The 22,134-nt window shown below is 40.9% G+C and carries 16 protein-coding genes; 4 read left to right on the top strand and 12 right to left on the bottom strand.

Features of this window, described 5'->3' with window-relative positions; genetic code table 11:
• Positions 1 to 7 precede the first annotated feature (7 nt).
• From DWY37_RS02855 to argC, 5 genes are all read right to left on the bottom strand, one after another.
• Positions 8 to 1,201, bottom strand: a complete 1,194-nt coding sequence (locus DWY37_RS02855) for an aspartate aminotransferase family protein (RefSeq protein WP_118541525.1) — start codon at positions 1,199 to 1,201, stop codon at positions 8 to 10.
• The gene (gene argB / locus DWY37_RS02860) at positions 1,194 to 2,093 is read right to left on the bottom strand and encodes an acetylglutamate kinase (RefSeq protein WP_022243101.1); all 900 of its coding nucleotides are present in this window, start codon (positions 2,091 to 2,093) and stop codon (positions 1,194 to 1,196) included. Before argB ends, DWY37_RS02855 begins: the two co-directional genes overlap by 8 nt.
• 65 nt (positions 2,094 to 2,158) lie before the next feature.
• Positions 2,159 to 3,382, bottom strand: a complete 1,224-nt coding sequence (gene argJ / locus DWY37_RS02865) for a bifunctional glutamate N-acetyltransferase/amino-acid acetyltransferase ArgJ (protein ID WP_022243102.1) — start codon at positions 3,380 to 3,382, stop codon at positions 2,159 to 2,161.
• Positions 3,383 to 3,414: 32 nt separating this feature from the next.
• Positions 3,415 to 3,876: a GNAT family N-acetyltransferase gene (locus DWY37_RS02870; protein WP_117696967.1), complete on the bottom strand. Its 462-nt coding sequence runs from the start codon at positions 3,874 to 3,876 to the stop codon at positions 3,415 to 3,417.
• Positions 3,877 to 3,888: 12 nt separating this feature from the next.
• The gene (gene argC / locus DWY37_RS02875) at positions 3,889 to 4,944 is read right to left on the bottom strand and encodes an N-acetyl-gamma-glutamyl-phosphate reductase (RefSeq protein WP_117841242.1); all 1,056 of its coding nucleotides are present in this window, start codon (positions 4,942 to 4,944) and stop codon (positions 3,889 to 3,891) included.
• 315 nt (positions 4,945 to 5,259) lie between these two features.
• Here argC and DWY37_RS02880 point away from each other — a divergent pair, with 315 nt between their 5' ends.
• The gene (locus DWY37_RS02880; protein ID WP_022243105.1) at positions 5,260 to 6,486 is read left to right on the top strand and encodes an argininosuccinate synthase; all 1,227 of its coding nucleotides are present in this window, start codon (positions 5,260 to 5,262) and stop codon (positions 6,484 to 6,486) included.
• 70 nt (positions 6,487 to 6,556) lie between these two features.
• Here the strand turns inward: DWY37_RS02880 and pdxR are convergent, their stop codons facing one another.
• The 4 genes from pdxR to DWY37_RS02900 all read right to left on the bottom strand — a co-directional run bounded on the left by pdxR (position 6,557) and on the right by DWY37_RS02900 (position 11,510).
• Positions 6,557 to 7,966: a MocR-like pyridoxine biosynthesis transcription factor PdxR gene (pdxR, locus tag DWY37_RS02885; RefSeq protein ID WP_118542142.1), complete on the bottom strand. Its 1,410-nt coding sequence runs from the start codon at positions 7,964 to 7,966 to the stop codon at positions 6,557 to 6,559.
• 12 nt (positions 7,967 to 7,978) lie between these two features.
• Positions 7,979 to 8,830, bottom strand: a complete 852-nt coding sequence (locus DWY37_RS02890) for a DUF2225 domain-containing protein (RefSeq protein WP_117947633.1) — start codon at positions 8,828 to 8,830, stop codon at positions 7,979 to 7,981.
• A 15-nt stretch (positions 8,831 to 8,845) separates the two neighbouring features.
• Positions 8,846 to 10,516 (bottom strand): glutamine--tRNA ligase/YqeY domain fusion protein, encoded by a 1,671-nt coding sequence (locus DWY37_RS02895; RefSeq protein WP_118542144.1) that lies wholly within the window; start codon positions 10,514 to 10,516, stop codon positions 8,846 to 8,848.
• A gap of 133 nt (positions 10,517 to 10,649) precedes the next feature.
• The gene (locus DWY37_RS02900) at positions 10,650 to 11,510 is read right to left on the bottom strand and encodes a hypothetical protein (protein WP_117840928.1); all 861 of its coding nucleotides are present in this window, start codon (positions 11,508 to 11,510) and stop codon (positions 10,650 to 10,652) included.
• 250 nt (positions 11,511 to 11,760) lie between these two features.
• Between DWY37_RS02900 and DWY37_RS02905 the strand changes: the two genes are divergently transcribed.
• From DWY37_RS02905 to htpG, 3 genes are all read left to right on the top strand, one after another.
• Positions 11,761 to 16,008 (top strand): 2-hydroxyacyl-CoA dehydratase, encoded by a 4,248-nt coding sequence (locus DWY37_RS02905; protein ID WP_118542146.1) that lies wholly within the window; start codon positions 11,761 to 11,763, stop codon positions 16,006 to 16,008.
• 7 nt (positions 16,009 to 16,015) lie between these two features.
• On the top strand, positions 16,016 to 16,972 hold the full coding sequence (locus DWY37_RS02910) for a glycosyltransferase family 2 protein (protein WP_118544374.1): 957 nt from the start codon (positions 16,016 to 16,018) through the stop codon (positions 16,970 to 16,972).
• A 216-nt stretch (positions 16,973 to 17,188) separates the two neighbouring features.
• The gene (gene htpG / locus DWY37_RS02915) at positions 17,189 to 19,300 is read left to right on the top strand and encodes a molecular chaperone HtpG (protein WP_118542150.1); all 2,112 of its coding nucleotides are present in this window, start codon (positions 17,189 to 17,191) and stop codon (positions 19,298 to 19,300) included.
• A 98-nt stretch (positions 19,301 to 19,398) separates the two neighbouring features.
• Here htpG and DWY37_RS02920 read toward each other — a convergent pair whose 3' ends face one another.
• The 3 genes from DWY37_RS02920 to DWY37_RS02930 are packed head-to-tail and all read right to left on the bottom strand — an operon-like array spanning position 19,399 to position 22,118.
• Positions 19,399 to 20,388: a peptidylprolyl isomerase gene (locus DWY37_RS02920; protein WP_118544373.1), complete on the bottom strand. Its 990-nt coding sequence runs from the start codon at positions 20,386 to 20,388 to the stop codon at positions 19,399 to 19,401.
• Between the two features lie 47 nt (positions 20,389 to 20,435).
• Positions 20,436 to 21,839, bottom strand: coding sequence for an NAD(P)/FAD-dependent oxidoreductase (locus DWY37_RS02925; RefSeq protein ID WP_118542152.1), 1,404 nt, complete (start codon positions 21,837 to 21,839; stop codon positions 20,436 to 20,438).
• A gap of 18 nt (positions 21,840 to 21,857) precedes the next feature.
• Positions 21,858 to 22,118 (bottom strand): hypothetical protein, encoded by a 261-nt coding sequence (locus DWY37_RS02930; RefSeq protein ID WP_022243115.1) that lies wholly within the window; start codon positions 22,116 to 22,118, stop codon positions 21,858 to 21,860.
• Positions 22,119 to 22,134 lie beyond the last annotated feature (16 nt).

Below are 22,134 nucleotides of genomic sequence, written 5' to 3' on the forward strand. Positions count from 1 at the left end.
ACCCTGCCTACATACGATCCAGTACGTTTTTCAGTTTCGTTATCATTTCATCCACATGCTCTTTTTCAATCACAAGTGGCGGCACCATACGGATTACATCTGCGCCGGCTGTTATAATAATTAAACCTTCTTTTAATGCTTCTGCTGCGATGGTTCCAACTGGTTTTGTGCTTACAAGCCCCTGCATCAGTCCCATACCACGGCGGGCTGTAATAAAATCATATTCTTCTACCAGCTTATCCAGTTCGCTTTCCAGATAAACTGCGATTTCTTTTACATGGTCTGTAAGCTTTAATTCTTCAAATAAGTCCATTACCTTACTGACCGCTGCTCCGACAAACGGATTACCTCCATATGTGGTTCCATGGTCACCCGGTGCCAAGGATTTCTCTGCCACACGTTCTGTCATGGCAGAAGCTCCTACCGGCACTCCACAGCCCAATGCCTTGGCACTGGTCATAATATCCGGTTTGATTCCATAATGCTGCCATGCAAACATTTCTCCGGTTCTTCCCATTCCACACTGGATTTCATCTAAAATAAGAAGAATATCTTTCTCTTTGCAGAGTGCAGAAATCTCTTTCATAAAGGATTCCTCTGCCGGATAAATACCGCCTTCTCCCTGCACGGTTTCAAAGATAATGGCACATGTTTTTTCTGTTACCTGTGCTTTTACACTTTCAATATCATTAAAATCTGCAAATTTCACACCACCACAGAGTGGCTCAAACGGTTCTCTGTAATGGGCATTTCCGGTTACTGATAATGCTCCCAAGGTTCTTCCATGGAAGGAATGGTTCATGGCAATAATCTCATGGTCTGCATGACCATCTCTGGTATAGGCATATTTTTTTGCTGCCTTAATTGCTCCTTCAATGGCTTCTGCTCCACTGTTGGTGAAGAAAACCCTGTCCATTTTGGAAACTTTTAAGAATTTCTCTGCAGCTTCCATAATCGGGACATTATAATAAAGATTTGAAGTATGTGTAATTTTATCAATCTGATCCTTCAATGCCTGCTTATATGCTTCATTACTGTATCCTAACGCTTCTACCGCAATACCTGCCGCAAAATCAAGATACTTCTTTCCATCGGTATCATAAAGATATACGCCCTCACCATGATCTAATACCAGTGGGAAACGATTATAAGTATGTAATAATGCTTTATCTTCACAATCCATATATTCCTGTTTATTCATGATAAAACTTTTCCTCCGCATCTCCTAAAATTGCTGTTCCGATTCCTCGGTTTGTAAAGATTTCCAGTAACAGACAATGTGCAATTCTACCATCTAAGATATGTACTCTGGACACACCGTTTTCAATGGCATCAATACAGTTATTTAATTTTGGAAGCATTCCGCCGCCAATATAACCATCTTCAATCAGCTTGTGTGCATCTGAAATCTTAAGTTCGGAAATCAGTGTAGATTTATCATCCGGATCTTTGTATACACCTTCAATATCTGTAAGAAATGCAAGTTTTTCTGCCTGTACGGCACGGGCAATTGCACACGCTGCATCGTCCGCATTGATATTGTAAGTATCATAATTATCATCAAGACCTACCGGGCAGATAATCGGCAGGAAATCTTTTTCGAGAAGGTCATATAAAATCTTTGGATTTACTTCCTTGACTTCACCCACATATCCGATATCCTGTCCATTAGACAATTTCTTATTTACCTTCAGCAGTCCACCATCTTTACCGCTGATACCTACTGCATTCACGCCAAGCTTTTCTACCATCTGAACCAGTGATTTATTGACTTTTCCAAGAACCATCTCTGCAATTTCCATGGTAGGTGCATCGGTTTTACGAAGTCCATTGATAAATTCCGGCTCCATTCCGGCTTTTGCAACCCATTTGCTGATTTCCTTACCGCCACCATGAACGATAATCGGTTTGAAACCAACCAGTTTTAAAAGAGTTACATCCTGGATAACGCTCTGCTTTAACTCTTCATCTACCATTGCACTTCCGCCGTATTTTACTACGATAATTTTGCGGTTGAAACGCTGGATATATGGCAATGCCTCAATTAATACCTCAGCTTTTTTCAATATTTCCTGCATACTGTTTTCTTCCATCTGTCCAATCCTCTTTCCTTTTCTTAAAAAGTCTTTTTTCGTATATTTTTTCAATCAAATCTTTTTTAAGAACGATAATCCGCATTTATTTTAATATAATCATAGGTCAAATCACAGCCCCATGCTGTTGCACAGGCTTCACCCATCTTCATATCTGCAATGGCAGTTACTTCTTTTTCAGATAAAATCTTAGTTGCCTCTTCCTCGGAATAATCTACGGCAACACCATCTTTGATAATCATCAGCTTGCCGGCTGCACTTTCAAAGTAAAGGTCAACCTGCTCCGGATCAAATTCCACGCCGGAATAGCCCAATGCACATAGGATTCTTCCCCAGTTAGCATCATGTCCAAAGATTGCAGCCTTGGTAAGGCTTGATGTTACTACGGATTTGCTTAAGATAACCGCATCTTCTTTGGATGCCGCATGCACTACTTTTACTTCAAATAAAGCAGTTGCGCCTTCGCCATCTCCTGCCATCATCTTAGCCAGTGCTTCATTGACATAATAAAGTGCCTCACAGAATGTTTCGTAATCTTCATTCTTCTCTTTGATTTTTTCATTGCCTGCAAGGCCATTTGCCAGTACCAGGCAGGTGTCGTTGGTGGAAGTATCTCCATCTACGGAAATCATGTTATAAGTATCTGTTACGGTACTGCTCAGTGCTTCCTGCAACATTTCTTTTGAAATTGCCGCATCTGTTGTGATAAAGCTTAACATGGTACACATATTCGGATGAATCATGCCAGAGCCTTTACACATTCCACCGATGGTAACCTTCTTACCGGAAAGTTCTACCTCCACTGCAGCCTCTTTCTCATGGGTATCTGTTGTCATAATAGCAAGTGCTGCATTATGTCCACTAGTTAAATCACCACTTAATTTTTTACTCATTTGTTCCACACCGGCACAGATACGGTCAATCGGAAGCTGTTTTCCAATCACTCCTGTGGATGCCACAAGAACTGCATCCTCTGGGATATCCATTAACTCTGAAGTTTTCTTTGCGGTATCTTTGCAATATCCTAATCCTTCTGTTCCGGTACATGCATTGGCAATTCCGGCATTTACTACAACTGCCTGTGCAAATGCACTGTTCTTTACAATGTCCTTATCCCATTTTACCGGTGCTGCCTTTACGACATTCGTGGTAAATGTTCCGGCAACTGCACATGGCTCTGTGGAATAAATCATTGCCATATCTGTTCTGTCTTTATACTTAATACCTGCTGCTGTGGATGCAGCCTGAAAACCTTCTGCTGCGGTAACGCCGCCTTCTACTTTTTTCATAATATACCTCCTGTCCTGCTTTCCGAATTTATTTATGGATTAAATACAGTTACATTTTCCGGATTCAAATCAAATTCATAATAATTCATATCCTTCCGGAATGTCCAGCCCATATTCTTCCAGAATCCATTACCCAGCTCATTACTGGTAAATGCCACCAGATTTACTTTGTTGATGCCTTCTTTTTTCAATGCTTCCATTGCCATCATTGCCATTGCTTTTCCAATACCATGTTTCCGGTAATCCTCATGGACGCATACATGATAAAAGCATCCTCTTCTTCCATCCTGTCCGCAAAGAATAGCTCCTACGATTTTTCCATCCATACATGCCACGATACTGGTGTCCGGATTTCTTCGGATAAAACGTTTCACATTTTCTTCCGAATCATCAATGCTCCGGATACCAAATCCGTGAATACTCATCCAGAGTGCATGGACTTCATTAAAATCGTCTTCTTTCATTGTTCTTAATATATATGTAGCTTCTGCCATATTCTCTCCTGTTTACGGGAACATCGGTACCAGTTCGAGACCTTCCGATTCCTTTAATCCAAATAATAAATTCATATTCTGAACCGCCTGACCGGCTGCTCCTTTTACCAGATTATCCAGCGCACCCATCATAATCACTCTTCCGGTACGCTCATCTACTACAAAGTTCACATCTACATAGTTGCTTCCTTCTACCCATTTGGTTTCCGGGCACACACCATCCTCTAATACCCTGACGAATTTCTCGTTCTTATAATATTTTTCATAAGCTGCACGAATCTCTTCTTTGGATGGATAACTTCCGTCTGCTTTCTTTACCAGTGATGCGTACTCTGTTGCTAAGATACCACGGTTCATCGGAACAAGATGTGGTGTAAAGCTGATGGTAATCTCTTTTCCGGCTGCATAACCTAACTGTTCTTCAATTTCCGGTGTGTGTCTGTGGGTTGCCACGCCATATGCCTTCATATTTTCATTTACTTCACAGAACAGATTATTGACCTTTGCTCCACGTCCTGCACCGGAAGTACCGCTCTTTGCATCCACAATCAATGTATTGGCATCAATCAGTCCCTCTTTTACCAACGGATATGCGGTTAAAATAGAACAGGTGGTATAGCATCCCGGGTTGGCTACCAGTCTTGCATTTTTCACCTTTTCACGATTGATTTCGCAAAGTCCGTAAACGGCTTCTTCAATAAACTGTGGACTCTTATGCTCAATTTTATACCATTTTTCATAAGTAGCCACATCTTTAATACGGTAATCTGCGCTCAAATCAATTACCTTTGTCTCGGATAAAATCTTCTCATTCAATACAGAGCCAAGGAAACCCTGCGGTGTTGCTGTAAAGATAACATCTACCTGCTTTGCCAGCTCTTCTATATTATCATCGAGACAGGTATCCTCTACGATTTCAAACATATTACGATAAACATCTGCATACTTCTTATCTATATAACTTCTGGAGCCATACCACTTAATCTCTACGGAAGGATGTCCCATAAGAATCCTTACCAGTTCTGCTCCTGCATATCCGGTTGCTCCGATAATTCCTGCTTTAATCATTTTTACATCTTCTTTCTTCTTAAGATTATGGCACACACGAAATCTGCATGCCATTTACAGTGCATAATTATACATTCGTTTTATACATTATGCAAGTATTATTTTCTGTTTTCACGCTTTTTCAGTTAATTTGTGATTCTATAAGTCTTCTTTTATTAATATATTATCCGTTTTTTATACATAAATATGTACCCTTTGTATATAATTATGCATTTTTATAAGTATATTATGTATATTTTTTCGCTTGCGTATTTAATTTTTTTGTTGTATATTAGTCCTAGTTAAAAAACATCTGAAGAAAGGATACCTATTATTATGAAAGAAAAAGTTGTTTTAGCGTACTCTGGTGGACTTGATACAACCGCTATCATCCCATGGTTAAAAGAAAATTATGATTATGAAGTAATCTGCTGCTGCGTTGACTGCGGACAGGGTGAAGAGCTGGATGGCCTTGATGAAAGAGCAAAATTATCCGGTGCAACCAAATTATATATTGAAGATATTACAGATGAATTCTGTGATGACTATATTGTTCCATGTGTTCAGGCAGATGCCGTATATGAGAACAAATATCTCTTAGGAACTTCTATGGCTCGTCCTGGTATTGCCAAGAAATTAGTTGAAATTGCACGAAAAGAAAATGCTGTTGCTATCTGCCACGGTGCAACCGGTAAGGGAAATGACCAGATTCGTTTCGAGCTTTCTATCAAAGCACTTGCTCCTGATATTAAAATTATTGCTCCTTGGCGTGATGACAAATGGAAAATGGATTCCCGTGAATCCGAAATTGAATACTGCAAAGCACATGGCATTCATCTTCCATTCTCTACTGACCAGAGCTACAGCCGTGACCGTAACTTATGGCACATCAGCCACGAAGGTCTTGAGTTAGAGGATCCTGCAAATGAGCCAAACTATGACCACCTTTTAGTTCTTGGTGTTTCTCCGGAAAAAGCTCCGGATGAGGGTGAATACGTAACCATGACCTTTGAAAAAGGTGTTCCTACTGCTGTTAATGGAAAGAAAATGAAAGTTTCCGATATCATCCGTGAATTAAACCGTTTAGGCGGCAAACATGGAATTGGTATCATCGATATCGTAGAAAACCGTGTTGTTGGTATGAAATCCCGTGGTGTATATGAAACTCCTGGCGGAACTATCCTGATGGAAGCACATCGTCAGTTAGAGGAACTCGTATTAGACCGTGCTACTATGGATGTAAAAAAAGATATGGGCAATCGTATGGCTCAGATTGTTTACGAAGGAAAATGGTTCACACCTTTACGTGAAGCAGTTCAGGCATTCGTTGAGTCTACCCAGGAATATGTAACCGGTGAAGTAAAATTCAAGCTCTACAAAGGAAACATCATCAAAGCCGGAACAACTTCTCCATACTCTCTCTACAGTGAGTCACTGGCAAGCTTTACAACCGGAGACCTTTATGATCACCATGATGCAGATGGATTCATCACACTGTTTGGTCTTCCATTAAAAGTTCGTGCTATGAAAATGCAGGAATTAGAAAAAAATAACCAGAAATAGAATTTTCTAACGCAATATAGAATGTAAAAAAGGCATTACATTCGACAGCCGCCGATATGTAATGTCTTTTTTATTTATCCAGAATCTCTCTTAATACAGCAAGACCCTGTTCCATTTCATCTTCTGTCAGATTACCATATCCAAGCACCAGTGTCGGAACTTTCTTTTCCTTTGGCCTTTGAATCACATATTCACCCAGTCCATGAATTTCAATATGCTGCTCTCTCGCCTGCTCTACCACTTCTTCTTCCTTCCACTTCACATCCAGTTCTACCAATACATGCAGGCCGGCATTATCACCGTAAATGCGGCAGACCCAGTCTTCCTGCTTTAAAAGACGCATAAAAGTATCATGCTTATTCTTATAGTTATTACGCATACGGTTCAGATGCCGTTCAAAATGCCCTTCTTCCATAAAATGGCACAATACTTCCTGACTGTTCCGCGGCACCGTACAGGCATAGAAACCACAGGAACTGTGGTACCGCTCCATCAGGGAATGGGGCAGTACCATAAAACTGATTCGAAGAGAAGGTGCAATACTTTTTGAAAAAGTTCCTATATAAATCACATGCTCTCCGGTATCATTTCCCCACAAAGCCGGAATCGGCTTTCCTTTATAACGGAACTCACTATCGTGGTCATCTTCTATGATATAACGTTCTTCTCCTTCAGACGCCCACTGTAAAAGTTCCAGCCTTCTTCGCAGCGGCATGACATTTCCCAACGGGAACTGATGGGATGGCATGACATAAACCATATCCGGATTTTCTTTCCGGATAGCCTCCATACAAATTCCATCTTCATCAATTTCTTCTGCCAGCACCCGATATCCCATATTACAGAAAGTATAATATGCCTGCAAATAAGTATAATTCTCCATTGCCACTTTCTTATCCCGCCCCATAATCTGAGCTAACAATAACAGAAGATACTCATTACCGGCACCAAGAAGAATCTGTTTTTCATCGCAGACTACCCCTCTCGCCTGATAGAGATAGCGGCTGATTGCCGTTCTAAGATTCAGTTCTCCCTTTGGATTTCCCGAAAGCAATAAATCCGGGTTATCCTCCGGCACTACACTCTTATGCATCCGATACCATATTCCATAGGGAAAATGCTTCCGGTCAATCTCATATGGAGAAAAACTGATTTCATACTGCTTTTTCTGCCGCTCCATGAGTCTTCCCTCTTCTGGCTTTTCCTGTCCACGGCTCAGCTGATACAGCATGCTGATATCGCATACAAAATAGCCTGCACAGGGTTTTGGTTCAATATAACCCTCTGCTGTAAGCTGTTCATATGCCAGTTCCACGGTACTCCTGCTGATTTGCAGATTTTTGGCCATAAAACGAGTAGACGGTAATTTTTCCCCCGGGGAAATCTTACCGTCTGCTATATCCTTACGAATATATTCGTAAATCTGCTCATAAAGTGCGTGTGGAGAATCCGGCTGTAAATCAATCCATAATTCCTTCATCCCGTTATCCACCTATCGGTTTTTCTTAAGCTCTTTTAAAATAATTTCTTTTAATTCCAAGGATTTATCCTTAATCTTACGATTTGCACTTGCGGAACTCAAAACACGGCTTAAGCATTTTGATGTTATATCATACTGCTTATAATGGAATGCCATATTTGCAAGAAGATAATCCATAGTACTCTGATCCATTCCACAAATCGGGAACATCTCTGTACTTACTGCCTTCATCATGCCATCATAGGCCTCTTTATAGAAAGATTCCTCTTCCTGTCTGCAGGCTGCTGCCTCTTCTTTTTTACCGGCAGTCTCTAATTCCTCTGCTTTGGTGCGAAGCAACCATGCAAGAATCAGACAGTTATATGCTTTTTCACTAGTTCTCGCTTTCTTTACCATCGAATTAAACAGGGATAACTTATGCATTTCAATTGCCTTATCATAATCCCATGTTGCATCGTCAGATGGTGCCTGCGGATGAAAATTCCGGCTAATCTGTTCCTTAATCAATTTAATCTGACCCATGGTAATATGTTCAAAATAACGATTCAGTGAAGTATATCCGCAATTCGGGCAGGATGCCACATCATATTTCAAAGAATCCACATACTGCTGTCTCGGTCTCAAATCTGCATCCGGCTCCAATCGCTTCACCTTACCGGCTTTTACCATTTTCGTCTTAAATTCTTTATCACATACCGGGCAGCGCACGGTCTTATCTAAAAGAAAATCCTCTTCCTTTGGCTGTACTACAGCTGTTTCTACTTTTTCTTTTGTTTTCTTTTCTGCTACTTTCTCATCGGCATAAAGGTCTGCACTGTCAGTTGCCTTTATTCCGAATTTTTCCAATCCAGAAAATAAATTCATATCTATTCCTCCGCTCTACTGCTGAGCTGGCAGTTTATAAGAACTCTTTAGTGAAACGATGCGGTTAAATACCAGTGCATCTTCTTTTGAATCTTTCGCGTCTACACAGAAATATCCCTGTCGTACAAACTGGAAGCTGTCATATCCTTTTGCATCTGCAAGACCTGGCTCTACATAGCACTCTTTTAATACGGTAAGAGAATTCGGATTTAAGTTCAGGCTTCCGTCTTCGTTATATACGCCCAACTCTTCGTCCACAATATTCTCGTATAATCTTACTTCTGCTTTCACTGCGGTTGGTGCTGCTACCCAGTGAATGGTTCCTTTTACCTTTCTTCCATCCGGGCTGTTTCCGCCTCTGGATTCCGGGTCATAGGTACAGTGAATCTCTGTCACTTTTCCGTTCTCGTCTTTTACAAAGCTGTTGCATTTCACAAAATATGCATGCATCAGACGCACTTCGTTACCCGGGAACATACGGAAATATTTTCTCGGCGGTTCTTCCATGAAATCTTCTCTGTCAATGTAAAGTTCTCTTGCAAACGGAACCTTACGGCTGCCTAGAGTTTCATTTTCCATATTATTGACCACATCAAAGTATTCTATCTGATCTTCCGGATAATTGTCAATAATAACCTTAATTGGATCTAATACTGCCATCACGCGGGAACGTTTTAATTTCAAATCCTCACGGATACAATATTCTAACATTGCATAATCTACCGAACTGTTTGCCTTGGAAACGCCGCACAGCTCTACGAACATTTTAATAGACTCCGGTGTAAAGCCTCTTCTTCTCAAAGCGGCAATGGATACCAGACGCGGGTCATCCCATCCATCTACAATATGTTCCTCTACCAGCTTCTTAATGTAACGCTTACCGGTTACCACATTGGTAAGATATAATTTTGCAAACTCAATCTGCTTTGGTGGATTCTCATACTCTAACTCACGGACAACCCAGTCATATAAAGGTCTATGGTCTTCGAATTCCAGCGTACAGATAGAATGTGTAATTCCTTCAATGGCATCCTCGATTGGATGTGCAAAATCATACATCGGATAAATGCACCATTTATCCCCTGTATTCTGATGAGTCATATGTGCCACACGGTAAATAACCGGGTCACGCATATTCATATTTGGAGAAGCCATATCAATTCTGGCACGCAATACCTTTTCACCGTCTGCATACCTGCCATCTTTCATTGCTTCAAACAGTTCTAAGTTCTCTTCTACACTTCTACCGGCTGACGGATCTTCTTTTCCCGGCTCCTTTAAGGTTCCGCGGTACTCGCGCATCTCTTCTGCGCTTAAGTCAGAAACATATGCTTTCCCTTTCTTAATCAGTTTTACAGCTGCTTCATACATCTGATCAAAATAATTGGATGCAAAAAACAATCTGTCGCCCCAATCCGCACCCAGCCATTTAATATCCTCTTTGATTGACTCTACGAATTCGCTTCGCTCTTTGGTCGGATTGGTATCGTCAAAACGCATATTAAATAAGCCGTTATATTCCTGTGCAAGTCCATAATTTAAAAGAATAGATTTGGCATGTCCGATATGCAAATAGCCATTTGGCTCCGGTGGAAATCTGGTATGCACCGTTTTGCAATGTCCTTCTGCTAAATCTTTGTCGATAATCTGCTCAATAAAATTCTTGGAGACAGCTTCGTTTTCCATTTTGTCTTCCTCCTGGGTTCGTTTCTTCGCTAATATATCTATTATAAAGTCAAACGTCCGCTAAATCAATAACGATTTTTGGAGTTCCGTCAAAATGTTCCGTCAAAATGTTGTCCGGTCGCATTTTCCTTTTCTAGCTGTGCTTAATATGCTGATGGGTAAACAGATGATCCTGACAATATTCGTAATTGCCATCGCACTTGGAGCAGAAACGGAATTCCAGGTTTGGATCATCCAGCTCGGTTCTTCCGCAGACTGCACATTTATGCTTTGTCACCATGCCGCCTCTCCTCGGCTCCCGCATCTGAGCCTTAAATACCTGCTTCCGGTGAATTTCCTTCGGGGATACCCTTCTGTAATTTCTGGTAGACAGGAAGAAAATCAGGAAATTTAAAATAGACATAATGATAGCAATTCTTCCGCCCCAGCTGGTTAAAATCAGATTAATCGCAATCAGTACTGCATATACCACTGCCATCCACTTCATTTTTACCGGAATAATAAAGAACAGTAAAATCTGCATTTCCGGATACATGACCGCAAAGGCAAGGAATATGGTCAGATTGATATAATTCGTAGTGAAAGTAAGGCTTGAAATCAATGAAATTGTTTCTAAGCTTCCTGTTCCGGCTGCTGCATATATTCCATATAAAATAAACGCTCCGATTACGGTAAATAACATTCCGCCGAAAATATAAACATTAAAACGGAATGTGCCCCAGCTCCGTTCCAGTGCAGAACCAAGCTGATAATAAAGAAGCGCCATAATCAGCAGTGAGAATACTCTGGTGTCTGTCGGCATCAGAATCCAGGTAATCAGTCTCCACACCTGTCCATGCAGAATGTGATAAGGGCTTAAGGTCAGCATCAACATAAAGTTCGGATTTACCGTATAAATCACAAATCCGATGCAATATGCTGCAATCAGATAAATCATCAGATTCGGGATGGCGTATTTTCCAATTTTGCGCTCCATTTTATTCAAAAAATTCATATTACACCTCATATTTCATAAATTAGTTTATTGCAATCTGTCTACTATTATAGAAGTATCCCCAAAGATTTGTCAACGACACTAGGACTTCTTCATAAAAATTTCAGATTCACCACTATTTCTAAACAATCCATAAATTCTTTTATTAGGAATTGTTTTTTGAAAAATACTGTCGTATAATGGATTTTGTTTTGGAATTTATGAAACACATTATTAATATGAAGTAACAGACTAATACAGGGTGATTATTATGGAAAACAAAAATCTTAACAAACTGGGAATAGACATCGGTTCCACAACCGTTAAAATTGCTGTTCTTGGAAAAAATAACGAGCTGCTGTTTGCAGACTATGAAAGACATTTTGCCAATATCCGTGAAACCTTAACGGATTTATTAAAAAAGGCATTTGATAAGCTTGGGAATTTAAAGCTGGCACCGATGATTACCGGTTCCGGCGGACTTACCCTTGCCAAACATCTTGGCATTCCGTTTGTGCAGGAGGTTATTTCCGTATCTACTGCCTTACAGGACTATGCGCCACAGACTGACGTTGCCATTGAGCTTGGTGGTGAGGATGCCAAAATTATTTATTTTGAAGGTGGTAATGTGGAGCAGCGTATGAATGGTATCTGTGCCGGTGGTACCGGTTCCTTTATTGACCAGATGGCATCTTTGATCCAGACAGATGCATCCGGTCTGAATGAGTATGCCAAAAATTATGATGCCATCTATCCGATTGCTGCACGATGCGGTGTATTTGCAAAAACCGATATCCAGCCATTGATTAATGAAGGTGCTACCAGAGAGGACTTATCTGCTTCTATTTTCCAGGCAGTCGTAAACCAGACCATCAGTGGTCTTGCCTGTGGAAAACCAATCCGTGGTCACGTTGCTTTCTTAGGTGGACCACTACACTTCCTTTCTGAATTAAAGGAAGCTTTCATCCGTACCTTAAAACTGGATGATGAACACATTATTGCACCGGAAAATTCCCATCTGTTTGCAGCCATTGGTTCTGCATTAAATTATAAAGAAGATGTCACTTACGATTTATCCGATATTTTAGACAAATTGTCTTCTGATATTAAAATGGAATTTGAAGTAGCCCGTATGGAGCCTCTTTTTGCAACCCAGGCTGACTATGACGCCTTTACTGCCCGTCATAACGGACACAATGTAAAGACAGCGGACCTTTCTACTTACAAAGGAAACTGCTATCTTGGAATTGATGCCGGTTCCACCACAACCAAAATTGCACTGGCAGGAGAAGACGGTTCTCTTCTCTATTCTTTCTATAGCAGCAACAACGGAAGTCCTTTGGCTACTGCAATCAAATCCATCAAGGAAATCTATTCCTTATTACCGGCGGATGCACATATTGTACACTCCTGCTCCACCGGTTATGGAGAGGCTTTATTAAAAGCTGCCCTTATGTTGGATGACGGTGAGGTAGAAACCGTTGCCCACTACTATGCAGCGGCATTCTTTGACCCGGATGTAGACTGTATCTTAGACATCGGTGGTCAGGATATGAAATGCATCAAGATTAAGAACCAGACCGTTGACAGTGTTCAGTTAAATGAAGCCTGCTCTTCCGGATGCGGTTCCTTTATCGAGACTTTTGCAAAATCATTAAATTACAGTGTGCAGGATTTTGCCAAAGAAGCTTTATTTGCTGAAAACCCGATTGACCTTGGAACCCGTTGTACCGTATTTATGAATTCCAAGGTAAAACAGGCTCAGAAGGAAGGTGCAAGTGTTGCTGATATTTCCGCCGGTCTTGCTTATTCCGTTATCAAGAATGCTCTTTTCAAGGTTATCAAGCTTTCCGATGCAAAGGATTTAGGTGAGCATATCGTAGTTCAGGGTGGAACCTTCTACAATGATGCGGTACTCCGGAGCTTTGAAAAAATTTCCGGCTGTGAAGCAGTAAGACCTGATATTGCAGGAATCATGGGTGCTTTTGGTGCTGCTTTAATTGCAAGGGAGCGTCATGAGGAAGGTTACCAGACTTCCATGCTTTCCATTGATGAAATCAATGCACTGACCTTTGATACCAAGCTGACCCGCTGTCAGGGATGTACCAACCACTGTCTTTTAACCATCAACCGTTTCTCCGGCAACCGTTCCTACATTACCGGTAATCGTTGTGAACGTGGACTTGGCAAAGAAAAGAATAAAGAAAATATTCCAAACCTTTTTGAATATAAGAATGAACGGCTTTTTGCTTATCCTCCACTGAAGAAAGAAGAAGCCACCCGCGGAACCGTAGGACTTCCGAGAGTATTAAATATGTATGAGAATTACCCATTCTGGGCAACCTTCTTTGCAGCTTTAAAATTTGAAGTAGTACTCTCTCCACAGTCAACCAGAAAGATTTACGAGCTGGGTATTGATTCCATTCCAAGCGAGTCCGAATGTTATCCGGCCAAACTTGCCCACGGTCATGTATCCTGGCTGATTCAGCATCAGGTAGATTTCATTTTCTACCCATGTATTCCTTATGAAAGAAATGAATTCCCGGATTCTAACAATCACTACAACTGCCCGATTGTTACATCCTATGCCGAAAATATCAAGAATAATGTAGATGAAATTACTTCAGGTCAGGTTCGTTTCTTAAATCCGTTTATGGCATTTACCAACCTTGACGTTCTGACCGAGCAGTTAGTACATACCTTTACCGAAGAGTTCTCCATTCCGGCAGAAGAAATCAAAGCTGCCGCGAGAACTGCATGGCAGGAGCTTTCCAATGCCAGAGAGGATATCAAACGCAAGGGCGAAGAAACTTTAGCATATTTAAAAGAGACTGGGAAACGTGGTATTGTACTTGCCGGCCGTCCATATCATGTGGATCCGGAAATCAACCATGGTATTCCGGAACTGATTAATTCCTATGGTCTAGCTGTACTTACAGAGGATTCCGTAGCACATCTCCATGAAGTAGAGCGTCCGCTTATCGTTATGGATCAGTGGATGTATCACTCCAGACTGTATGCTGCAGCAAACTTTGTAAAGACACAGGATAACCTTGATTTAATCCAGTTGAATTCCTTCGGTTGTGGATTAGATGCCGTTACAACAGACTGCGTCAATGACATTCTAAGCAAATCCGGCAAGATTTATACCTGCCTGAAAATCGATGAGGTAAATAACTTAGGGGCTGCAAGAATCCGTATCCGTTCTCTTCTTGCTGCTATCCGTGTCAAAGGAAAACGTCATGAAAAACGTACCATCGTTCCTGCTAACTTTAACCGTGTGGTATTTACCGAAGAAATGCGTGACAGTTACACAATTCTCTGTCCGCAGATGTCACCGATTCATTTCGAACTCTTAGAGCCTGCTTTCCAGGCTGCCGGATATCATCTGGTTGTACTTGATAATGATAACCGCGACTCTGTGGATGTGGGATTAAAATATGTAAATAACGACGCCTGCTACCCTTCCCTTATGGTTGTCGGTCAGATTATGAGTGCTGTTATGTCCGGAAAATATGACATGACAAAGACTGCAATTTTAATCTCACAGACCGGTGGTGGATGTCGTGCCAGCAACTATATCGGTTTCATCCGCCGTGCCTTGGAAAAAGCCGGTTATAAAGACGTTCCGGTTATTTCCATCAACTTAAGCGGCTTAGAGAAGAACCCTGGCTTTAAATTTACACCACAGCTTATCCAGCACGGTCTTTATGCCTTAGAGTTTGGCGATATTTTCATGCGCTGTCTCTACCGCACCAGACCTTATGAGGAAGTACCTGGTTCTGCCAATGCACTTCATGAGAAATGGAAGGAACGTGTCATTGCATTTATTTCCAGGAAGGGCTTTGTCTCCCACCGGAAATACAAGAAGATGTGCCGTGAAATCATCCGTGACTTCGACCGTCTTCCGATGAAGGACATTAAGAAACCTAAGGTTGGTGTCGTTGGTGAGATTCTGGTTAAATTCCTTCCAGCCGCAAATAATTATCTGGTAGACTTACTGGAGTCCGAAGGTGCTGAGGCTGTTGTTCCTGACCTTACTGACTTCCTGCTCTACTGCTTCTATAACCAGAACTTTAAAGCAGAACACCTTGGCATGAGCAGGAAATCCGCAAAAGTCTCAAACCTCGGTATCAAATTTTTCGAATGGCTCCGTTCCGCTGCCCGTGACGAATTTGAAAAGAGTGAACACTTTGATCCTCCTGCCCATATTGAAACTCTGGCAAAATATGCTTCTGAGATTGTATCCCAGGGTAATCAGACCGGTGAAGGCTGGTTCTTAACCGGTGAAATGCTAGAGCTGATTCATACCGGAACCAATAATATCGTATGTACACAGCCATTTGCCTGTCTGCCGAACCATGTGGTCGGTAAAGGTGTTATCAAGAAGCTGCGTCACCAGTACCCTCTTTCTAACATCGTGGCTATCGACTATGACCCGGGTGCCAGTGAGGTTAACCAGTTGAACCGTATCAAACTGATGCTCTCTACTGCCAACAAGAACCTTGCAAAGGATTGATTCTTTTATGCAAACAATGACGATTATTGTACCCTGCTATAACGAAGAAGAAGCACTTCCGTATTTTTACGAAGAGATCTCAAAAATCAGACAACAGCTTACAGAGATTTCTCTTAAGCTGCTGTTTGTCAATGATGGCTCAACGGACAATACTCTTACCATCCTAAAAAAGCTTGCTTCTTCCGATAACAGTGTATATTATATTTCCTTTTCCCGTAATTTTGGAAAAGAAGCGGCTATTTATGCCGGTCTGAAAAATTCAACCAGTGATTATACTGCCATTATGGATGCAGATTTACAGGATCCCCCTTCCCTGCTTCCTTCGATGCTTCATGCCGTCCGGGAAGAAGGCTATGATTCGGTTGCCACACGACGGGTAAACCGCAAAGGGGAGCCGCTCGTCCGCTCCTTCTTTGCCCGAATGTTCTATAAGCTTATCCGCAAAATGTCCGATACAGATATCGTAGATGGTGCCAGAGATTTCCGGTTGATGAACCGTCCTTTTGTTGATGCGTTGTTAGAATTAAATGAATACAACCGCTTTTCCAAAGGGTTATTTGGCTGGGTCGGTTTCCGTACCAAATGGATTGAATTTGAAAATACAGAGCGGATTGCCGGAGAAACCAAATGGTCTTTCTTCCAGCTGGTCCGCTACTCCTTAGACGGAATGATATCCTTCTCTACAGCTCCGTTGAAGCTTGCATCCTTTACCGGAATGTTTATGTGTATCATTTCCTTCCTTGCCATTATCTTTATTATTGTAAGGCAGCTTTTATTCGGTGGCTCTGCTTTCGGCTGGCCGTCCATGGCATGTATCGTTATCTTTATCGGAGGTATCCAGCTTCTGTGCATCGGAATCTTAGGTTCCTACCTTTCCCGCACTTATATGGAGGTCAAAAAACGGCCTATTTATATCTGTCAGGAAAGCAATTTAAGCCCAGATAAAGCTGTTAAATCTGAATGAAAAAATGATTAAAAAGAAAGTTTATAAACTTTTAAGAAATCCGCAACGTCCAATAAATACTGGTGTTGCGGATTTTTGTTAGCACTCTTTTTCAAAGAGTGCTAATTTTCTATTGACTTTTAAATTTGCAAAGTATAATATTTCTATTAGGATTTGTAGTCTGACACTACAAAATAAAACAAGAAAGTATATAGAGAAAGAAAAGGAGTGTTTTAAATGAGTAATAAACATGGAAATTTATCAATTAGCAGCGATAACATTTTTCCGATTATAAAGAAATGGATGTATTCCGATCATGATATTTTCTATCGTGAACTGATTTCCAATGGCTGTGATGCCATTACCAAATTAAAAAAGCTGGAAATGATGGGAGAATATACCCTTCCAGCCGATTATAAGCCTGAAATCCACGTTATTGTCAACCCGGACGATAAAACCCTTACCTTCATTGATAACGGCCTTGGAATGACCGCTGACGAGGTAGAAGAATATATCAACCAGATTGCCTTCTCCGGTGCTACTGATTTTCTGGAGAAATACAAAGATAAAGCCAATGAAGACCAGATTATCGGTCATTTCGGACTGGGCTTCTATTCCGCTTTCATGGTTGCAGATGAGGTTCACATTGATACCCTTTCTTATAAAGATGGTGCTACTGCTGTTCACTGGGAATGCGATGGCGGCACAGAATTTGATATGAAAGACAGTGACCGTACCGAAGTCGGCACCAAAATTACTCTTTTCTTAAATGAAGATGCTTTGGAATTTGCCAACGAATATCGTGCAAGAGAAGTCATTGAGAAGTACTGCTCTTTCATGCCGGTACCAATCTATCTGACCAAGGCAAATGCTGAGCCACAGTATGAGACCATCAAACCGGAAGATAAATTAGATACCGATACTGTCATTGAAACAATCGTTGAAGAAGCAAAAACTGAAGAAAAAGAAAATGAAAATGGCGAAAAAGAAGTCGTAGAAGTATCTCCAAGAACCGAAAAGCTTAAGATTTTAAAACGTCCGGTTCCATTGAATGATACGAACCCACTGTGGACTAAGACTCCGAGCGAATGTACCGATGAAGAATACAAAGCTTTCTACCGGAAAGTATTTATGGATTATAAAGAGCCTTTATTCTGGATTCACCTGAATATGGACTATCCATTTAACTTAAAAGGTATTCTGTACTTCCCGAAGATTAATACGGAATACGATTCCATCGAAGGAACTATTAAATTATATAATAATCAGGTATTTATCGCAGATAATATTAAGGAAGTGATTCCGGAATTCTTAATGCTCTTAAAGGGCGTGATTGACTGTCCTGACCTTCCGCTTAATGTTTCCCGTAGTGCTCTGCAGAACGATGGCTTTGTAAAGAAGATTTCCGATTACATCAGCAAAAAAGTTGCAGATAAATTAATCGGTATGTGCAAGACCGAAAAAGAAAGCTACGAAAAATACTGGGATGACATCAGCCCATTTATCAAATTCGGCTGCTTAAAAGATACCAAGTTCTGTGACAAGATGAATGATTACATTCTCTTTAAGAACTTAGACGATAAGTACCTTACTCTTCCGGAGCTTCTGAAAGAAGACGAAAAAGCAGAAGAAAATACGGAAGGAAATACCGAAGATACAAAGGCTGAAGATACCGCTTCAGACAATGTGTCTGATGCTGATAAGACCGCTGATACTGCTTCTGACTCAGAAGAAAAGGATGAAAGAAAACCGATTTACTATGTTACCGATCCGGTTCAGCAGGGACAGTATATCAAGATGTTCAAGGAACAGGGCATGGATGCAGTTATCTTAAATCACAATATCGATACCTCCTTCATCAGCCAGTTAGAGCAGCGTAATGAGAAATTCAAATTCATGCGAATCGATGCAGACCTTACCGATTCCCTGAAAGAAGAAAATGCTGAAGAGACTAAAGAGACTGAAGAAACACTGTCCAAAGTATTCAAGGATACTTTAAAGAATGATAAGCTTACGATTAAAGCTGCCAAACTGAAAAATCCCGACATTGCTTCTGTTATTACTCTCTCCGAGGAAGGCAGACGTATGCAGGATATGATGAAAATGTATGCCATGAATGGCATGGGCGGTATGGATACTTCCATGTTTGCGGCAGACCAGACACTGACCTTAAATACCAGTCATCCTCTGGTCCAGTACATCTTAAATCACAAAGATTCCGAGCATGTACCAATGTTCTGTCAGCAGCTTTACGATTTAGCTGTTTTAAGCAACCAGCCATTATCCGTAGATGCTATGACAAAATTCATCCAGCGTAGCAACGATATCATGATGCTGCTGGCAAAATAAAAGTTCAAGAAGAACTACCCAAAAGGGAATCTGATTTTCATCAGATTCCCTTTTATAGTTGCCAGCGGCAGATTCTGTAGATTTTTTCTACTATTGTTCTACTCTTCTAACTGATAATACTTATCCAGCACTTCAAAAAAACTGTTGGTGGTTATGGTTCCGTCTGTTTTAAGTTCCAGTTCATCCCAGACTTTTTCATTGAGGCTTGAAGATAAATCTGCCACAAAAGCGTCATATTCGTCATTAAATGCCTCTTTCTCACGCTTTTTAACAATCTTATCCTTATTTGCATCCGTCAGCTCCTGATTGAATTTATTGATGCACTTGATAAAATAATAACCATCCTCTGTCGCAATGCTTCCTGATATTTCATCATCATTTAAGTTAAATGCAATATCCTCTACTTCCTTTGGCATCTCATCTCTTCCAAAGGTAATATCAATCTGGGCAGCCTCATTATAATCTGCTGCTACTGTCCGGAAATCCTCTCCATTTGCCAGTCTGGATGCCACCTCTCCTGCACGGTTCTGATCCTTTACATAAATCTGCTGTGCTTCCATGACCCTTGCTTCATCATCACTGACTTCCTCATTGACACCGGTTGTTAAAGATGTATACACCTTGCTTGCCAGTGCATAATTCTCATAGAGTTTCTCTATGGTTGCCTCACTGACATCCATATAACTTTTTTCCTCTTCATTCAATGACTCATAATATTCTTTTGCAGCTAGCTTCAGATTGGTCTTTTCCTCTTTACTTAAAGTAATTTCCTTCTGCTCTGCCAGCTGGTCCATGCAGATTACCCGGGTCATTTCCGATAATGTAACGTCCTTCACATACTGCTCTAAATCATCGGTCTGATACTGCTGTTCCCACAAATCGATTCCATAGACATTTCCATATAGATTCTGGTAGTTACAAAGATATACCTTGGCTTCTGCCAAAGATACCTTTTCATGCTCTATCTTAAAAACTTCATTAGCAGATAATCCTGTTGTAAATACAATGTCAGTTTTTCCAAGACTGCATCCACCAAGCAATACGGAAATGCTTAAGACCACTGCGGCAATTTTACTCTTTCGTCCCATGAATTTTCTTCCTTTTCTTATTCGAAAACCAATTCTTTGGTATGCTTTTATGCTTCAAGACTCTTTAATATACTTCTTGCCACGCTGATTCCGTTTGCAGATGCCTGCTGTAATCCTCTGGTTACACTTGCACCATCACCAATGGCGCGCAGACCTTTAATGCTGGTTTCAAAATCTTTGTTGACAACAACTTTATTGGAATAGAATTTTACTTCTACACCATAAAGTAATGTTTCATCACTGGCAATACCAGGTGTAACCTTATCCAGTGCCTCTAACATTTCTTCGATATCTACCATAATACGATGTGGAAATACCAGTGATAAATCTCCCGGCACTGCATCCTTTAAGGTTGGAATCAGATTGTTTCTCGCCAGGCGTTCCTCTGTAGTTCTTCTGCCCCGCTTAAAGTCACCAAATGTCTGTACTAAAATTTTGCCATCACAAAGCATGTTGGAAAGCTGTGCAATCTGCTTACCATACTCAATCGGAGTCTTAAATGGCTTGGTAAAGTTCTTGGATACCAGCAATGCAAAGTTGGTATTATTTGTTTTCATATCTTTCGACTTGTAAGCATGTCCATTTACAACCGCAAGTCCGTCATCATAATATTCGGTTGCTACTTCACCGGATGGGTTTGTGCAGAAAGTACGCACTTTATCGTCAAAGGTTGGTGTATGATAAACCAGTTTTGCTTCATAAAGGTTTGTATTTAAGAAATCCATAACCTCATCACGCACTTCCACACGGACACCGATATCAACCGTACCTACCTTTGTTTCAATCTCTTTTTCCTTACAGATATGTGAGAACCAGTCTGCGCCTTCACGTCCTACTGCGGAAATGATTTCTTTCGCATAATATGTATCTCCCTTTTCTGTTACAGCACCGGTTACGGCATTGTTTTCTACCAGAATATCCGCTACCATGGTATTAAAGAGAATCTCCACACCAAGGTCTAATAAATGTTTCTGCAGACGGGCATAAATCTTATATCCTTCTTCTGTTCCAAGGTGTCGAATCGGACACTCGATTAATTTTAAATTGGCATTGATTGCTTTTCTACGAATCTCACGGATTTCTTTTTCCTTATCCACACCATAGACATTAGTGTCTGCACCGAATTTCAGATAAATATCATCCGATTCTTTAATTAAGGATAATGCTTCTTCATATCCTAAGATTTCCGGCAGATTGCCACCTACATCCGGTGATAATGATAATTTACCATCTGAGAATGCTCCCGCTCCGGCAAATCCTGTTGTAATCGAACACGGCTGACATCCTACGCAGACCTTTGTCTTACGCTTCGGGCACTGGCGTTTCTCAATGCTTCTTCCCTTTTCTATCATGAGAACCTTTAAATCCGGTCTCTTTTCCTTTAATTCATAGGCACAGAAAATTCCGGACGGACCTGCACCGATAATGATTACATCATAGTTATTGCTCATATTTAATACCCCTTTCGTTTACGCTTCTACCACCAGATATCTGCCATCTGGCAGTGAAAATACTTCTTCTGCTTCTTCAATTTCATGATTACTCATTCCGGATACATCCGCACCGCTTTCGTCTAAGAACTGTTTTACTTCTTTGATGCTGTCACAGATAACCGCCATACAGTCCTCTAAAAACGCTTCTGCCTCTTCTAAACTGTCTGCCACATTTTCATCAAATAACTGTGACTGATGCTCCAAAAAGTAATTCAGACATACCTCATCGTATTCCATTTATTCTTTCCTCCTG

It is taken from the genome of Roseburia sp. AF25-13LB, from assembly GCF_003478915.1.
In the GTDB taxonomy this organism is placed as follows: domain Bacteria; phylum Bacillota; class Clostridia; order Lachnospirales; family Lachnospiraceae; genus Roseburia_C; species Roseburia_C amylophila.

Coding starts and splice junctions, on each gene's coding strand:
- DWY37_RS02855 (WP_118541525.1), bottom strand. CDS start 1,201: ATGAATAAACAGGAATATATGGATTGTGAAGATAAAGCATTATTACAT.
- argB (WP_022243101.1), bottom strand. CDS start 2,093: ATGGAAGAAAACAGTATGCAGGAAATATTGAAAAAAGCTGAGGTATTA.
- argJ (WP_022243102.1), bottom strand. CDS start 3,382: ATGAAAAAAGTAGAAGGCGGCGTTACCGCAGCAGAAGGTTTTCAGGCT.
- DWY37_RS02870 (WP_117696967.1), bottom strand. CDS start 3,876: ATGGCAGAAGCTACATATATATTAAGAACAATGAAAGAAGACGATTTT.
- argC (WP_117841242.1), bottom strand. CDS start 4,944: ATGATTAAAGCAGGAATTATCGGAGCAACCGGATATGCAGGAGCAGAA.
- DWY37_RS02880 (WP_022243105.1), top strand. CDS start 5,260: ATGAAAGAAAAAGTTGTTTTAGCGTACTCTGGTGGACTTGATACAACC.
- pdxR (WP_118542142.1), bottom strand. CDS start 7,966: ATGAAGGAATTATGGATTGATTTACAGCCGGATTCTCCACACGCACTT.
- DWY37_RS02890 (WP_117947633.1), bottom strand. CDS start 8,830: ATGAATTTATTTTCTGGATTGGAAAAATTCGGAATAAAGGCAACTGAC.
- DWY37_RS02895 (WP_118542144.1), bottom strand. CDS start 10,516: ATGGAAAACGAAGCTGTCTCCAAGAATTTTATTGAGCAGATTATCGAC.
- DWY37_RS02900 (WP_117840928.1), bottom strand. CDS start 11,510: ATGAATTTTTTGAATAAAATGGAGCGCAAAATTGGAAAATACGCCATC.
- DWY37_RS02905 (WP_118542146.1), top strand. CDS start 11,761: ATGGAAAACAAAAATCTTAACAAACTGGGAATAGACATCGGTTCCACA.
- DWY37_RS02910 (WP_118544374.1), top strand. CDS start 16,016: ATGCAAACAATGACGATTATTGTACCCTGCTATAACGAAGAAGAAGCA.
- htpG (WP_118542150.1), top strand. CDS start 17,189: ATGAGTAATAAACATGGAAATTTATCAATTAGCAGCGATAACATTTTT.
- DWY37_RS02920 (WP_118544373.1), bottom strand. CDS start 20,388: ATGGGACGAAAGAGTAAAATTGCCGCAGTGGTCTTAAGCATTTCCGTA.
- DWY37_RS02925 (WP_118542152.1), bottom strand. CDS start 21,839: ATGAGCAATAACTATGATGTAATCATTATCGGTGCAGGTCCGTCCGGA.
- DWY37_RS02930 (WP_022243115.1), bottom strand. CDS start 22,118: ATGGAATACGATGAGGTATGTCTGAATTACTTTTTGGAGCATCAGTCA.